Here is a 15,088-nt window from a genome sequence, read left to right as displayed (position 1 = left end):
GGAGCAACAATGGCAGGTCCACTGATCAGATTAGGCGACAAGACCTCGCATGGCGGCACCGTGCTGGAAGCCTCGAGCTTCACCAGCAGCGGCGGCATCGGCGTGGCGCGGGTCGGCGACATGGTTTCTTGCCCGATTCGCGGCCACGGCACCTGTCCGATCGTCGGCGGCGATCCGAGCATGATCGTCGACGGCCAAGCGGTGGCGCGCCACGGCGACAAAACCAGTTGCGGCGCGACCCTCATCGCCAGCCAGCAAACCACGCTGGACCAGGTGTGACGATGCGCGCGCCGTTGATGAATGGACGCCGCTGATGCGCCCGTGGCTGAGCCGCACCCTGCTGGTGGCGGGCGGCGTCGTCCTCTGCTGGATCGGCGTCGCCTGGTATTGGCGCGCCGGCAACCGCATGCCCGGCGGCGCCGAACTGGCCGGCGGCCTGGTGATGCTGCCGCTGGTGCTGTTGCTGGCCGTGTGGGGCGGCGGCAAAGCCGCCGCGCTGATGGCGGCCGCCCCGGCGCCGGCCGGCGCGGCGCCCGACGCGCCCGCCGCGCCGGCGCCGGTGGCCGCCACCGCGGTCATGCTGGCCGGCGCCCTGCGCATGCCGCACGGCGCCTCGGCCGAGGAACTGGCCCAGGCCATCCTGACGAAGCAGGCGCGCCTGGCGCTGGACCCGGAACTGCTCGACGACAACGGTTTCCCGCTGTTGAGCGGACGCGTCGCCGACATCGATGAACTGGCGCAGGAGGAATTGATGGCCGACTGGCTGCGCCAGCAAGCCGGGCAACCCCGGCTGGAGGCCGAACAGTGGCGCGCGCTGGCACTGGCCGGCGACGTCGCCGCCGAGCTGGCCCGCGCCGCCACCCTGCACCCGCTGCTGGCGGCGTATCTGCAAGCGGCGCCGTCGGCGCGCGCCGCGCTCGCCCCGCCGGTGCTGCAATTGCTGCCGCTACTGCCCGACGAGTGGGACCAGGAGCAACGCACGCTGGCCGGCCACTGGTTGCTGCATATTGTCGCCGCGCAGGGTTGGCCGGCCGAGCGCCTGGCGCTGTCGGGGCCGGCCGAGCGCGAGGGCGCCTCCGCCTTCCAAAGTATGGCCGAGCTGGCCGACCTGCACGTCCAGACCGGGCAGCCCTATTTGTCTATTGTGCTGGCCTGCGCCTCGCACGTCGGCGAACGCAGCGTCGCGGCCTGGTCGGCGCGCGGCAGGCTGTTGACGGCCGCCAACGCGGGCGGCGAGGTTCCCGGCGAGGGCGCCGCCGGCCTGTTGCTGGCCGACGCCGGCCAGGCCCTGCTGGTCGACGCCGACGCCGCCGTGGTACTGCACCGCGCCGCCCACGGCTTGCGCGCCACCTCGGCCGACGCCAAGGGACGCGCCGACATCGAATTGCTGGCCGCGCTGAGCGCCCAGGCCCTGCTGTGCGCCGCGCCCGGCGCCAGCGTCGGCTTGCTGGCCGCCGACACCGACCAACGCTCCAGCCGCGTCGGCGAACTAATGGGCATGGCCAACGCCGCGCTGCCCGAGCTCGACCTGGCCAGCCAGGTCATCAGCGTCGCCGCCAGTTGCGGCAGCGCCGGCGCGGTGCCGGCGCTGGCCGCGCTGGTGCTGGCGCGCCAAGCCTGCGCCGAACAACCCGGGCTGTACGCGCTGTGCGTCAGCAACCAGCACAGCCACCAGCGCGGCGCCGTCCTGGTCGGCCCGCGCACCCCGGCAACCGTATGATCTCCGACACCCCCCTTTCCACTTACCTTGCGCTCGCGCCCGCCCAATGATGATGCAACGATTCTGGCACTTCCTCACCCAACGCTCCAGCATAATGGTGATCGGCGCGTTCACCTTCGCCGTCCTGGTGCTGGTCACCGCCACGCTGTTGCAAATGCCGCTGCAGTGGGCCTACGCGCTGCTGGCGGCCTGCTTGCTGGCCGGTCTGGCGCTGTGGTATCTGCGCCGGCGCCGGCGCGCCCGCCTGGGCGCGCAGTTCGGCGACATGCTGGAACGGCAAGCCGTCGACCCGTTGCGCAAGGCCGACCCGACCCAGCGCCAGGAAACCGAAGTGATCCGCAAGCGCATGCTGGACGCGATCGGCACCATCAAAACCTCGAAGCTGGGCGAATTGTCCGGCGACGCGGCGCTCTACGAGCTGCCTTGGTACATGATTATCGGCAACCCGGCGGCCGGCAAGAGCACGGCCATCGCCAGCTCCGGCCTGCAATTTCCCTTCGCCGACAGTAAGATCGTCCAGGGCGTCGGCGGCACCCGCAATTGCGACTGGTTCTTCACCACCGACGGCATTCTGCTCGACACGGCCGGACGCTACTCGGTCAACGACGAAGACCGCGGCGAGTGGTTCGGCTTTCTCGACCTGCTGAAAAAGCACCGCAAGCGCGCGCCGATCAACGGCATCGTCATCGCCGTCAGCATCGCCGAGTTGACCGGCAACCGCCCCGAGTTCGCCATCAACCTGGCCAAGAACCTGCGCCAACGCGTGCAGGAACTGACCGAGCGGCTGGCGGTGCACGCGCCGGTATACGTGGTGTTTACCAAGGCCGACCTGATCACCGGTTTCAGCGAATTCTTCCAGGACGCCGAACGCGGCGAGCGCGACAAGGTGTGGGGCGCCACCCTGCCCTACAGCCAAAGCAACTCCAAGCAGGATGTGCTGGAACTGTTCGACCAGCGTTTCGACGAACTCTACGACGGCCTCAAAGACCTCAGCCTGGCCAGCATGGCGCTGCAGTGGCGCGAACGCATGCCCCCCGGCGTGTTCACCTTCCCGCTGGAATTTAGCTCGATCAAGGGGCCGCTGCGCGCCTTCATCGCCACGCTGTTCGAGGAAAACCCGTTCCAGTTCAAGCCGGTCTTCCGCGGCTTCTATTTCACCAGCGCGCTACAGGAAGGCGAGTCCGTGTCGGCCTCGTCGGAACGCGTGGCGCATCGCTTCGACCTGAAGCTGCAACCGCAGGAGCACGCGGCGGTGCAGCAGCAGCACGGCTACTTCCTGCTGAACCTGTTCCGCAACGTCATCTTCGCCGACAAGGATTTGGTCGCCCAATACGCCAGCCCGCGCATGACGCGCATGCGCTACGCCACCTTCTTCGCCGCCACCGCGCTGGTCGGCCTGGCGCTGGGCGGCTGGAGCTGGTCCTACATGGGCAACCGCCAGTTGGTCAGCAACGTCCAGGCCGACCTGGACCACGCCGTCAAGCTGCAGGAAAAACGCCTAGACCTGCAGTCGCGCTTCGAGGCGCTGGAAATCATGCAGGACCGCATCGAGCAGCTTGAACAATACCGTAGCAAGCGGCCGCTGCAACTCGGCCTCGGCCTGTACCAGGGCGAGTACCTGGAGCGCAAGCTGCGCGAAGAGTATTTCGCCGGCGTCAAGCAAGTGATGCTGAAGCCGGTCGGCCAGTCGCTCGAAGCCTTCCTGAGCGAAGTCAACAGCAACGCCGACAAGCTGGAGGCGATGGCCCGGCCGCCGCAATCGGGCGCTGTCACCGGCCGCCCGGCCACGCCGCCCGCCGCAGCCGCGCCTGGCGTGGCCGGTGCGCTTGCCGTGGCCGGCGCGCCCGCCGTCGCCGCCGCGCCGGCGCCCGGCGCCGCCCTGGCGGCGACGCCGGCGGCCCCGGCCGCCGCCGTCAACCTCGGCGCGCAGCAGTTCAAGGACGCCTCGCCGACCAACGTCGAGGACGCCTATAACGCGCTGAAGACCTACCTGATGCTGTCCGACAAGCCGCGCGCCGAGGCCAGCCACCTGAACGACCAGCTGACCCGCTTCTGGCGCGTCTGGCTCGACGGCAACCGCGGCACCATGCCGCGCGAACAGATGATCCGCAGCGCCGAACGCATGATCTCGTTCTACCTGGCGCAAATGAACGACCCGGCCTGGCCCGTGCTCGAGAGCAAGCTGGCCCTGGTCGACCAGTCGCGCGACAGCCTGCGCCGCGTGGTGGTGGGTATGCCGGCGCGCGATCGCGTGTACGCCAACGTCAAGGCGCGCGCGGCGACGCAGTTCCCGTCGGTGACGGTGGCGCGTATCGTCGGCGAGCAGGACAAGGAACTGGTGGTCGGCAGCTACGCCATCGCCGGTACCTTCACCCGCGAGGCGTGGGAGAAATTCGTCCAGCAAGCCTTCAAGAACGCCGCCAGCCAGGAGCTGCAAAGCGCCGACTGGGTGCTGAAAACGGCCTCGAAGGACGACTTGACGCTGGAAGGCAGCCCCGAACAGATCCAGAAGGTCCTGGTCGACATGTACAAGAACGACTACGCCAAGGAATGGCAGAAGTTCATCGCCGGCGTCAGCATCAAGGACCTGGGCGACTTCGACAACGCGGCCGCCGCCATGAACCGCCTGGGCGACCCGCAAACCTCGCCGATCGACAAGCTGATCAACACGGTGTACACGGAAACCTCGTGGGACAACCCGTCGCTGCTCAACACCGGCATGCAAAACGCCCAGCGCGGCATGGTCGGCTGGTTCAAGGAGACCATCCTGCGCCAGAAACCGTCGAACCTGAACGTGACGATCGCCGCGCCAACGGCCGCCACTGCCGCCATCCCGATGGGTCCGGTGGGCCGCGAATTCGCCGGCGTGGCGCGCCTGACGGCGACCAAGGACAACGGCGCCACGCTGATGCGCGGTTACATGGACGCGCTGGCGAAGCTGCGCGCGCGCTTCAACCTGATTAAAAACCAGGGCGACACCGGCCCGGGCGCCAAGCAGTTCATGCAGCAAACGCTGGACGGCAACGGTTCCGAGCTGGCCGACGCGCTCAAGTACGTCGACGAGCAGATGTTGACCGGCATGAGCGACCCGCAGAAGCTGGCCATCCGGCCGCTGCTGGTGCGTCCGCTGATGCAAACCTTCGCCGTCATCGTTAAGCCGACCGAAAACGAGATCAACAAGGTCTGGGCGGCCCAGGTGCTGGAGCCGTTCCAGAAGTCGCTGGTGGTCAAATATCCGTTCTCCACCGAGTCGAAGGTCGAGGCCAGCAACGCCGAAATCGGCGAAGTGTTCGGCCCCGAGGGCGCGGTCGCCAAGTTCTTCAACACCACCATCGGCCCGCTCGTGGTGCGCCGCGGCGACGACCTCAAGGCCAAGACCTGGGCCGGCATGGGCATCGGCATCGCGGCGCCGGTGGTGACCAGCTTCCCGGGCTGGGTGGCGCCGCTCAGCGCCAACGGCGTGGCCGCGGCGGCCGGCGCCAGCGAGGCGCAGACCAAGTTCGACCTGCAGGCGCTGTCGGCGCCCGGCGCCACCGAATTCACCATCGAAATCGACGGCCAGGCGCTGCGTTGGCGCGGCCAGGCCCAGCCTTGGGTGCACATGGCCTGGCCCAACCCGCAAGGCGCGCCGGGTACGCGCATCACCGCCATCACGGCGCAAGGGCGCACCGTGGTGTTGTTCGAAGAGATGGGCCACTTCGGCCTGAAGAAAATGATCGACGCGGCCAAACGCAAGAAAAAAGAGGGCGGCGTCTTTGAACTGAGCTGGGAAAACAGCGGCGTCACCGTAGTGGCCAACCTGAAAATCGTCGCCGCGGCCGCCGCCGCGCCGGCGCCGGCCGCCGCCCCGGGCGGCCAGGGCTTCCGCCGCCTGCGCCTACCGGAAACCATCGTCGGCGGCCCGGCGCCGGTGGCGCCCGTGGCGCCGGCACCGGCCACCGCGCCGGTGATGGCGCCGGCGCCGGCGGCCGGCCCGGCCAGGGCCGCGCCATGAGCCGCCCGACCAGCAGCCACATCGGCTTTTTCGGCAAGATCCCCAGCCGCGCCGACTTCGTCAAGGCCAGCGACAATCCGGCCCTGCTGAAGGTGCTCGACGACTGGCTGGCGCGCGCCATGGACTTGCTCAGCGCCGACGCGCGCTGGAAGCTGGCCTACGACGCGCTGCCGGTGCTCAATTTCGCCTTCATTGGGCCGCGCCGCGGGCGCGCCATCGCCGGCCACATCACCGCCAGCAGCGACCAGTCGAACCGGCGCTTTCCGTTTCTGATGATGAGCACGATGGACGTGGCGGAGCCGGTGCAGTTCGTCTGCAACAGCCCGCTGGTGTTGTCGCGCCTGTGGAACCGGCTGGAAAACCTCAGCGCCGACGTGCTGTCGGCGGCCGACCCGACCGTGCCGCTGCAGGTCGCGGCCACCAGCACCATCGAGCTGGACCTGGCCTCGACCGCCTACGGCGCCGCCTTCACCGACTTCCTCGACATGCAGAGCGTCGGCGGGCTCGACGCGCTGCTGGCGCAAAGCGGCTTCGGCGGCTCGGTGCGCCAGGTGTTGCTGGCGCTGGGCCTGCTGCTGCAACCGGTCATGGCCAGCACCTCAAGCCGGCTCGAGAAAAGCCTGGTGCTGCCGCTGCCGGCCGACCCGCTGTACCGCAACCTGGTCGGCGCCTTTTGGATGCACCTGATCACGCCGTTCCTGGCGCGCGCCGACTTCGAACTGGCGCTGCTGGTGACGCGCCTGGCCGGGCGCACCACGCTGGTGCTCGGCTTCAGCGGCGCCTCCTCGCGCACGCTGCACGCCGTCATGGACGTCCAGGCCGGCGCGGAACACCACATCACCTTCGACGACGCCACCTGGGTCGAGGACCAGATCGACACCGACTACGCCGTCAAGAAGCTGTCGAGCTACCTGGCCCAACCGAACCTCTCACTCAAATCCGCCCACGACTCGTTTCGTGCGGCGTTTCTCGGAACCTGACCATGCGCCACATCCGCACCGCCCTCCTCCTCAGCCTGAGCCTGACCGCGTCGATCGCGCCGGCCCAGACCACGGTGCCACCGACGGCCACGCCGCAACCGGGCCAGGTGCTCGTCAGCGGCACCGTGCCGGACGAAACCAGCAAGGCCGCCGTGCTGGCGCGTCTGCGCGAACTGTACGGCGCCGACAAGGTCGTCGACCAGATCGCGGTCGGCCAGGTGGCGCTGCCGGCCAACTGGAACGCCTACGTGCAAAAGCTGATCACGCCGAACCTGAAGCAAATTAGCCGCGGCCAGTTGAACATCGACGGCAGCGTCGTCAGCGTGCGCGGCGAAGTGGCCAACGAGGCGCTGCGGCAGAAAATCGCCAGCGACATCGCCACCAGCCTGAACCCGACCTACACCGTCAACAACGGCCTGCGCGTGGCCGCCGCCGAGCAAAACGTGCTCGACAACACGCTGGCCAACCGCACCGTCGAATTCGAGAGCGGCAAGGCCACCCTGACGCCGTCGGGCCGCGCCATCCTCGACGAAATGGCCGGCGCCATGCTCAAGCTGAAGGACCGCAAGGTCGAGCTGATCGGCCACACCGACAACCAGGGCGTGCGCCTGAGTAACCAGAACCTCAGCAAGGCGCGCGCCGAAGCCGTCAAGGTCTACCTGTCGGACAAGGGCATCAAAGCCGACCTGATGACGGCCTCCGGCCAGGGGCCGGACCGGCCGATCGCCGGCAACGACAGCGCCGAGGGGCGCGCGCGCAACCGCCGCATCGAATTCCGCCTGGCGCAATAAGCCCGCGCCAGGCGTTTGACACCAATCACGAGGTAAACATGTTTTCAGCGAACCAGCTTTTGTCCCCGATCAGCGACGCCCAGCCCAGCGGCGCCGACCTGTCCTTCTCCGCCGACCTGGACGCCATCGGCCTGGCGCGGCGCTTCGACGACCCTTCGCTCGACCAGGGCGAATGGGTCACCGAACTGAAGGAAGCGGACTGGGACTTCGTCGCCCGCCGCTGCGCCGCGCTGCTGGAAAACACCAGCAAAGACCTGCGCCTGGCGGTTTGGCTGACCGAGGCCGGCGCCACGCAATGGCACTTGCGCGGCTTGGGCGAGGGCCTGCGCCTGCTGGCCGGGCTGTGCGAGCGGTTCTGGGACCTGGGCCTGTACCCGGAGTCCGACGGCGACGACCACGACCAGCGCATCGGCAACCTGAGCTGGATCCTCAGCCGCGTTCCGGCGCTGGTGCGGGCGATGCCGCTGACCGAGGGACGCGACAGCGGCTATTCCAGCATCGACTTCGAAGTGGCGCGCAAGGTGGCCAACCTGAGCGAGAGCGCGCGCCCGGCGGGCAGCCTAAAGCTGGCCGACCTGGAAACGGCGCGGCGCAATAGCTCGCCCCAGTTCAACGCCGCGTTGGCGAGCGACGCGCGCGACTGCATTGACGCCTTGAAGGCGCTGGAACAGGTGGCCGACGCCCGCCTGGGCAACGACAGCCCGGGCTTTTCGGCCGCGCGCGACGCGCTGCAAGACATGCTGCGCACGCTGCCGGCGGCTTCGGCCGGCGCCGGCGTTGAAGGCGCCGGCACCGCGCCCGCCCACCCCGCGGGCACGGCACACGCGCCGGACCAGCCGGGCCAAACGGCCCAGCCGGCTGCGCCGGCGGGTGCGCCGGGCGCGCTGAACACACGCGCCCAGGCATTGCAGCAACTGCGGCTGGTGGCGCAATTCTTCCGCCGCACCGAGCCGCACAGCCCGGTATCGTATTTCGCCGACAAGGCGGCCGACGCCGGCGAGCAGGATCTGCACACCTGGTTGCGTTCGGTCGTCAAGGACGCTGGCTCGCTGGCCCACATCGAAGAACTGCTTGGCGTCCAGCCGGCCGGCTCCGAATAAGCGACACAGGCCGCCGCCCTCGCTGCCGCTGCGTGAAGCCAGACATGCGGGCTCCGCGCCGGCATGGTTGAAAAATTAAAATACTGCAAAGCATGGAGTTCGCTATACCGTGGTAAAGAGAAAGAAATTCTGGCTGCTGCTGACAGCCGTCAGCGCAGCGACATCCTATATGGCCTACTCTGTCTGGCACCGCGGCTCGCCCTACGGAGAGAAAAAATACAGCCCGAATAAGGCCTTTTACTATCAACAGTACAAGGTAATGAACGTTGAGGAATCCCTGCTGCGGCTATCGGCGTCGGGCCAGGATGCCGACGCGCGCCACGCCACGCGGGGCTATGTGCGAGCCTACACGGCCGATGGCGGATTCGTTGGCGAGTCCAGCGTCGCCGGCATGCCGATGGCACAACTATTTTGGTCGCGCGACAAGCTCGTCATCATGGATGGTCAAACCAGCGAGGACCCGGAGGGCATCATCGTCCTGCCCGACAACGCCGAGATTCCCCGGTAAGCATGCCTGTCCTGGCGCGATCGGCCACCTTCACTGGCAGTCGACAGTTTAAATATCATGCGCGTTCATGCAATCAAATGCAAAACCGGCGACCATATCCCCGGACGCGCGAAAGGCGCAACCGGGTCCGGTTTGACCGTGGTTATAGTCAAACGATGGAACCGTCTTCTTATCGACGCGCCAGTTGCTCGATTTCAGCGAATGCTCAACTTTTCCCTGCGACGTCGAAAAAGACAACTCGCCCTTGAAAGCATACGCGAGGTTGGACTAGGCCAGCGCGCACGCCAGCAGCAAAATTTGCTTCATATATCCCCAGGCATGTTCAGGGCGAAACGCGCCGCGCCGCCCGCGGCACGAAGCGGCGGGCGAAACGGCGCCGTATCCCTTACTTGATGGTGTACTTGAACTGCCCCTGCTTGTTGGCGCTGACCTTGATCTTGCTGATGCTGCTGCCCTCGGCCATCTTGGTCAACACCGACTCGGCGATCTCCGGCAGCAAGGTGCCGTTGAGGATGTTGTCGACGTTGCGGGCGCCCGAGTCGACTTCGGTGCAGCGCGCCAGCACCGCCTCCACCAGCGCCTCGTCGTAGGCGAAGTCGGCCTTGTGGTTGGTGGCGATGCGCTGGGCGATCTTGCCCAGCTTGAGCGCGATGATCTGCACCAGCACGTCGTCGGCGATCGGATAGTACGGGATCACCTTCAGGCGGCCCAGGAAGGCCGGCTTGAACGCCTTCACCAGTTGCGGGCGGATCTTCTCTTCCAGCTCGGCCGGCGTCGGCAAGTCCTTCGCCTCGACGTTCAGGCAGGCTTGCATCATGGTGCTCGAACCGACGTTCGAGGTCAGGATGATGATGGTGTTCTTGAAGTCGATCTCGCGCCCTTCGGCGTCGTCCAGCACGCCCTTGTCGAACACCTGGAAGAACAGCTCGAGCACGTCCGGATGGGCTTTTTCGACTTCGTCGAGCAGCACCACGCTGTACGGGTTGCGCCGCACCGCCTCGGTCAGCACGCCGCCCTCGCCGTAGCCGACGTAGCCCGGCGGCGAGCCCTTCAGGCCGGAGACGCTGTGCGCCTCCTGGTATTCGCTCATGTTGATGGTGATGAGCTTGCGCTCGCCGCCGTACAGCACATCGGCCAGCGCCAGCGCCGTTTCGGTCTTGCCGATACCGGACGGGCCGACGAACATGAACACGCCCTTCGGCTTGTTCGGGTCGTCCAGGTTGGCGCGCGAGGTGCGCACGCGCTGCGCCACCGCCTCGATCGCGTGCGACTGGCCCAACACGCGCTCTTCCAGCAGGGCCTTCAGGCCCAGCACGTTCTTGATGTCGTCCTTGACCATTTTGCCGAGCGGAATGCCGGTCCAGCCGGCGACGATTTCCGCCACCACGTGGCCGTCGACCTGCACCGGCACCATCGGCTGCTCGCCCTGCAATGTCTTCAGTTCGGCCAGCAGGGCTTGCAGGTCGCCGGTCTGGCTGGCGCCGCTCGCAGCGCCGCTTTCCAACGCCAGGCGGGCCGCCTTGATTTGCCCGGTCAGGTTTTTTTCGGTTTCCCAGCGCGCCACCAGCGTCGCGTGCTCGTCGCTGGCCGTCGTGCGCGCGGCGCGCAGTTCCTTCAGCCGCGCCGTGTGGCCCGGGCTGGCGCCGCTGCTTTGCTCGCGTTCCAGCGAGGCCGCCTCGGCGTCGATGCGTTCGAGTTTGCGCGCCAGGTTTTCAATTAGCGCCGGCGTGGCGTTTTGCCCCAGCGCAACCTTGGCGCAGGCGGTGTCGAGCACGCTGATGGCCTTGTCGGGAAGCTGGCGGCCCATGATGTAGCGGTGCGACAGGCGCACCGCCTCGGTGATGGCCTCGTCGTAGACGCGCACGTTGAAATGCTTTTCCATCAGCGGGGCCATGCCGCGCAACATCGCGCAGGCCAGTTCCTCGCTCGGTTCCTCGACCTTGACGACCTGGAAGCGGCGCGCCAGCGCGGCGTCTTTTTCAAAGTACTTCTTGTATTCGCTCCAAGTGGTGGCGGCGATGGTGCGCAGCTCGCCGCGCGCCAGCGCCGGTTTCAGCAGGTTGGCGGCGTCGTTCTGGCCGGCCTGGCCGCCGGCGCCGATCATCGTGTGGGCCTCGTCGATGAACAGGATAATCGCGTGCGGGCTTTTCTTGACCTCGTCGATGACGTTTTTCAGGCGGTTTTCAAACTCGCCCTTGACGCTGGCGCCGGCTTGCAGCAGGCCCATGTCGAGCGTGTGGATTTCCACGCCCTTGAGCGTGTCGGGCACGTCGCCCAGCGCGATGCGCAGCGCCAGGCCCTCGACCACGGCGGTCTTGCCGACGCCGGCCTCGCCGGTCAGGATCGGGTTGTTCTGGCGCCGGCGCATCAGGATGTCGATGGCCTGGCGGATTTCCATGTCGCGCCCGATCACCGGGTCGACCTTGCCGTCGCGCGCGCGTCCGGTCAGGTTGGTGGTGAACTGGTCCAGCGCCGGGGTCTTCGAGGCGGCGGCGCGGCCGGCCATGTCGCCCACCGGGTCGCCGCCCTCGCCTTCGTCCTGCTGCTGCGCGGCCTCGTTGGCCGCCCGCGCCTGGGTCGCCTCTTGCGAACCGGCCGTCAGCTTGTCGAGATTGTGCTTGATGTCGTCGAGCTTGAAGCGGTTGAACAGCTTCGAGCCGCGGTAGGCCAGTTGCGCCAGTTCCGGTTCGGTCAGCAGCGCCTGCAGCAGGTGCGCGCTGCGGATCTGCGCCTGGCGCCCGGCCTGGATGTCGAGCGAGGCGATCAGCCAGGCGTGTTCGAACAGCTTCGGCAGGCGCGCCGAAAACACCGGCGTGCGCGCGTTGCCGGTCTGCAGGCGCGCCACTTCGGCTTGCAGGTCCGCTTCCAGCATGCTGACGCTGATGTCGCTGTTGCGCGCCATGACCGCGAAGTCGCTCTTGGGCTGCTCGAGCAGCGCCAGGAACAGGTGCTCCAAGTCGACTTCGTACTGGCCGAGGCCGACGCAAATGCTGGCGGCGCGGGTGGCCGCCACGCGGCTCGTGTCGTTTAGCTTGCTGATCAGCGTTTTCAGGTTGATGCTCATGTACGGCTTCCTCTTATTGTTAGTTGTCGGTTCAAGTGTGAAGGCAGGCTACAGCGCATGGATGTCGTAACGGACCTCGGCGCGGTCCCGCGCATGCGCGCCGGTGATGAGAAAACTGTCCCAGCCAAGCCGGCCGGCGCCGCCGGCGCCCAGGTGGATGCCCTGCACGTCGGCGGCGCGCAGCACCAGTTGCACCTCGTATTCCAGGCACAGGCCGGTAAACATGGTCAGCATCTGCCGCAGCGCGCGCGCCGCCTTGCCGCCCGGCAGGAAGGCGTCGAAGTCGGCGCGCGCCAGCGGCCCCACCGTCAGGCGCAGGCGCAGGTCGCGTTGCCAGACGCGGGCGCCGACCAGCGCGGTCGAGCCGAGCGTGGCGTTGACGCCGCCCAGCATGCTTTGCTGTTCGCCCGGCACGTCGTACCAGCAGCCAACGAACTGCGTCACGCCGACCGGCACGCCGAAGTATTCGCCCAGCACCTGGCCGATCGACACCGCCGACGCCGGCCGGTGGCGCATCGCCGCGGCGAAATAGCCAACCGATTCGTCCAGCACGCCGCCCTCGGTCAGGCGCTTTTGCAGCGAGTCGTTGCCGATGCCGGCCAGCGACAGCAGCAGCGGCAGGAAGCGGTCCTTGCCCTCGATTTGGTACTTCAGCTCCAGCCGGTACTTGCGCCAGGCCTCGTAGAACAGGGCCAGCGCGCGGTTCGAGAAGGTGTCGAGGAAGGCCCGCGGGCCCTCGTCTTTCTCATACAACTGGTGCGCGGCGATGCGCTCGGTGTAGTGCAGCGGCAGCGCGCCGGCCGTGCCGAGAAAGCCCATGAAGGCCGGCGTGATGCGGATGTACTTCAACTCCGCGCGCCGCAGCGCGTCGGCCAGCGCGCGGGCGTCGCGCGGCAGCGCGCGCGGCTCCGGCTCGAGCGCCTCCAACTGGCTGGCCGGGAAGTTCAGCGACAGCGAGTTCTGGAAGCGCAGGAAGTTGGCGACCGCGCCCTCCTGGGCCATGCCGTTGCGCTTGAGCCACAGTTCGAGCATGCGCACCGCCTGGAAGAACTGGAAGCGGTACGGCTGCGCGAACAGGCGCTCGATTACACTAGGCTCAAATCGCCGCTTCGTGGTGTACATCGCAACAGCTCCTCCCCGGTTTTCTTCGACACGACCAGCAGTCGGGTGAAGCTGTTGGCGTGCACGTACAGGCCGAGGAATCGCTCGACGATGTGCGCGAAGGCGTGGATGCCGCTGCCGACGAAGGCTTCCTCGTCGATGCTCAGGCGCACCTCGATGCCGCGCACCAGGCAGGCGAAGGGATTGCCGGGCAGCCAGGCGTTGGCGGCCTGGTGCGAGATCGCGGCGATGCCGCCGATCTGCCGCTGCGACGTGGCCGAACGCGGCAGGTCGTACAAGGTCAGCATTTCCTGGAACGCTTCCAGGCCGCTGCCGGCCAGCGACAGGTGGTTCAGCGCCAGGTGCGAGATCAGGCGCCAGTGCGCGCCGCGGCCGCGCTGGAAGCGGTGCGAGGCGCTCGGCTTGCGCAGGAAGCTGATGGTGCTGACGCTGGAGCCGCCCTCGAAGAACAGGTCGCCGCCGCGCAGGCCGTAGGTCAGCGAGGCCGGCAGGTCGCGGTTGGTGCAGCTCAGCTCCAGGCTGAGCGTGTCGGTTTCAATGGCCGCCGGGTCGAAGTCGATGTCGACGATGGAGATCTCGGTCTCGTAGCCGGGGCTCTGGCGCGCCATCACCTCGTCGCGCCGCATCACCCAGTAGTGGCCGTCCTTCTCCGGCGTCTCGCCGTGGCGCAGCGAATAGAAGGGGCGGAACTCGACCACCGATTCGCCCTGCGGCGTCTGGCGCACCAGCTTCACCGAGTCGATCGCCTGCACCTCGTAGGCGTAGGCGCGGCGGGCGTCGGCCAGCACCGGGTAGCTGGCCGAGGTGTGGGTCAGGCGGATCGGCTCGCCGCGCTGGCGGAACAGGTTGACCACCGGGGTGCAGCCGAGCAGCACGTTGTTGGTCGACAGCGTGCCGAGCATGCGCGCGGTGTTCGAATCGGTGCGCAGGCCGCTCAGCGCCAGGTGCAGCGTCAGGCTGCGGCAGCCGGACGGCAGCGCGGCGCAGGCGGCGCCCAGGTCGATGTCGAAGAAGTTGAATTTTTCGGGGAAGCAGAAATACTCGGTCAGCAGCCGGTAGGCCGGGTGCGAACGCGCCGAGAACGGGATCAGCGACTCGTCCTCGTCGAAGCCGGCCACCGCCAGCGGCAGCTTGGCCAGCGCCGTCCAGCGGCCGTTGTGGTCGGCCTCGACGTAGGCCTTGACGGTGCGCATGAACAGCGCGTCGCGCAGCGCGGCGCAGAACGACGCTTCGCCGTCGATGAACACGCGCAGCGACTTCAGGCCCAGCTGGCCCAGCGCCAGTTGTTCGGCGCTGCAGTCGATCGTGATGCTCAGGCTCGAGGTGACGCTGGGCGGCAGCTCGATCGCCTCGGGCGCCTCCATGATGGCGGCGAAGCTGGCCGCGCTCAGCGCGATCGGCGCCACCGTCACCGGGTAGGCGGTGCGGAAGGTGCAGGCGACGCCCTTGACCGGGCGGGTGGTGAGCTCGGTGCCGCGGGCGATTTCGCTGGCCGCCGTCATCTGCGCGGCGGCGGCGCTGTAGTCCAGGCGCGCGATCGAGCAGGAGGGGAACGGCCGCAGGTAATGCGGGTATAGCACCTCGAACAGCGCTTCGGTGAATTCGGGGTAGTCGTCGTCGAGCCGCTTCGAGATGCGCGAGTTGAGCAGCGCGAACGACTGGATCATGCGTTCGATGTGCGGGTCTTCGCAGACCTCGCCGCCGATCAGCAGGCTGCCGGCGATTTTCGGGTAGCGCTCGGAGAATTCGCGCGAATAGCGCCGCAAAAATCCCAGTTCGCGCTCGTAGTACGGTAACAGTTCGTCCAAA

At 67.7% G+C, this 15,088-nt stretch carries 10 protein-coding genes; 7 read left to right on the top strand and 3 right to left on the bottom strand.

Annotation, left to right across the window (positions count from 1 at the left end; translation table 11 throughout):
* The first annotated feature begins 9 nt into the window (after nucleotides 1-9).
* The 7 genes from JANGC3_RS0104830 (at nucleotide 10) to JANGC3_RS0104800 (ending at nucleotide 9,093) form a co-directional block, all read left to right on the top strand.
* Nucleotides 10-279, top strand: a complete 270-nt coding sequence (locus JANGC3_RS0104830; RefSeq protein WP_017875351.1) for a PAAR domain-containing protein — start codon at nucleotides 10-12, stop codon at nucleotides 277-279.
* A gap of 34 nt (nucleotides 280-313) precedes the next feature.
* On the top strand, nucleotides 314-1,720 hold the full coding sequence (locus JANGC3_RS0104825) for a hypothetical protein (protein ID WP_017875350.1): 1,407 nt from the start codon (nucleotides 314-316) through the stop codon (nucleotides 1,718-1,720).
* Nucleotides 1,721-1,772: 52 nt separating this feature from the next.
* Entirely contained in the window at nucleotides 1,773-5,714 is a 3,942-nt protein-coding gene (tssM, locus tag JANGC3_RS0104820) for a type VI secretion system membrane subunit TssM (RefSeq protein WP_051068354.1), read from the top strand.
* Nucleotides 5,711-6,694, top strand: coding sequence for a type VI secretion system-associated protein TagF (tagF, locus tag JANGC3_RS0104815; RefSeq protein WP_017875348.1), 984 nt, complete (start codon nucleotides 5,711-5,713; stop codon nucleotides 6,692-6,694). Before tssM ends, tagF begins: the two co-directional genes overlap by 4 nt.
* A gap of 2 nt (nucleotides 6,695-6,696) precedes the next feature.
* Nucleotides 6,697-7,485, top strand: a complete 789-nt coding sequence (locus tag JANGC3_RS0104810) for an OmpA family protein (RefSeq protein ID WP_017875347.1) — start codon at nucleotides 6,697-6,699, stop codon at nucleotides 7,483-7,485.
* A 38-nt stretch (nucleotides 7,486-7,523) separates the two neighbouring features.
* Complete coding sequence (gene tssA, locus JANGC3_RS0104805) at nucleotides 7,524-8,585, top strand: type VI secretion system protein TssA (protein WP_017875346.1); 1,062 nt, start codon at nucleotides 7,524-7,526, stop codon at nucleotides 8,583-8,585.
* Between the two features lie 109 nt (nucleotides 8,586-8,694).
* Nucleotides 8,695-9,093, top strand: a complete 399-nt coding sequence (locus JANGC3_RS0104800; RefSeq protein WP_017875345.1) for a hypothetical protein — start codon at nucleotides 8,695-8,697, stop codon at nucleotides 9,091-9,093.
* Nucleotides 9,094-9,478: 385 nt separating this feature from the next.
* On the opposite strand, the gene tssH is transcribed toward JANGC3_RS0104800, so the two are convergent.
* Genes tssH through tssF form a run of 3 tightly spaced genes read right to left on the bottom strand, consistent with a single transcriptional unit; the run spans nucleotide 9,479 to nucleotide 15,087 of the window.
* Nucleotides 9,479-12,157, bottom strand: a complete 2,679-nt coding sequence (gene tssH, locus JANGC3_RS0104795; protein ID WP_017875344.1) for a type VI secretion system ATPase TssH — start codon at nucleotides 12,155-12,157, stop codon at nucleotides 9,479-9,481.
* Between the two features lie 48 nt (nucleotides 12,158-12,205).
* Nucleotides 12,206-13,279, bottom strand: coding sequence for a type VI secretion system baseplate subunit TssG (gene tssG, locus JANGC3_RS0104790; RefSeq protein WP_026132558.1), 1,074 nt, complete (start codon nucleotides 13,277-13,279; stop codon nucleotides 12,206-12,208).
* The gene (gene tssF / locus JANGC3_RS0104785) at nucleotides 13,243-15,087 is read right to left on the bottom strand and encodes a type VI secretion system baseplate subunit TssF (protein ID WP_017875342.1); all 1,845 of its coding nucleotides are present in this window, start codon (nucleotides 15,085-15,087) and stop codon (nucleotides 13,243-13,245) included. Before tssF ends, tssG begins: the two co-directional genes overlap by 37 nt.
* Between the last annotated feature and the right edge of the window lies 1 nt (nucleotide 15,088).

This window comes from Janthinobacterium sp. CG3, assembly GCF_000344615.1.
Classification (GTDB): domain Bacteria; phylum Pseudomonadota; class Gammaproteobacteria; order Burkholderiales; family Burkholderiaceae_D; genus Janthinobacterium.
Note: the sequence above shows the minus strand (reverse complement) of the source record. Positions and strands in the feature narration are given on the sequence as shown.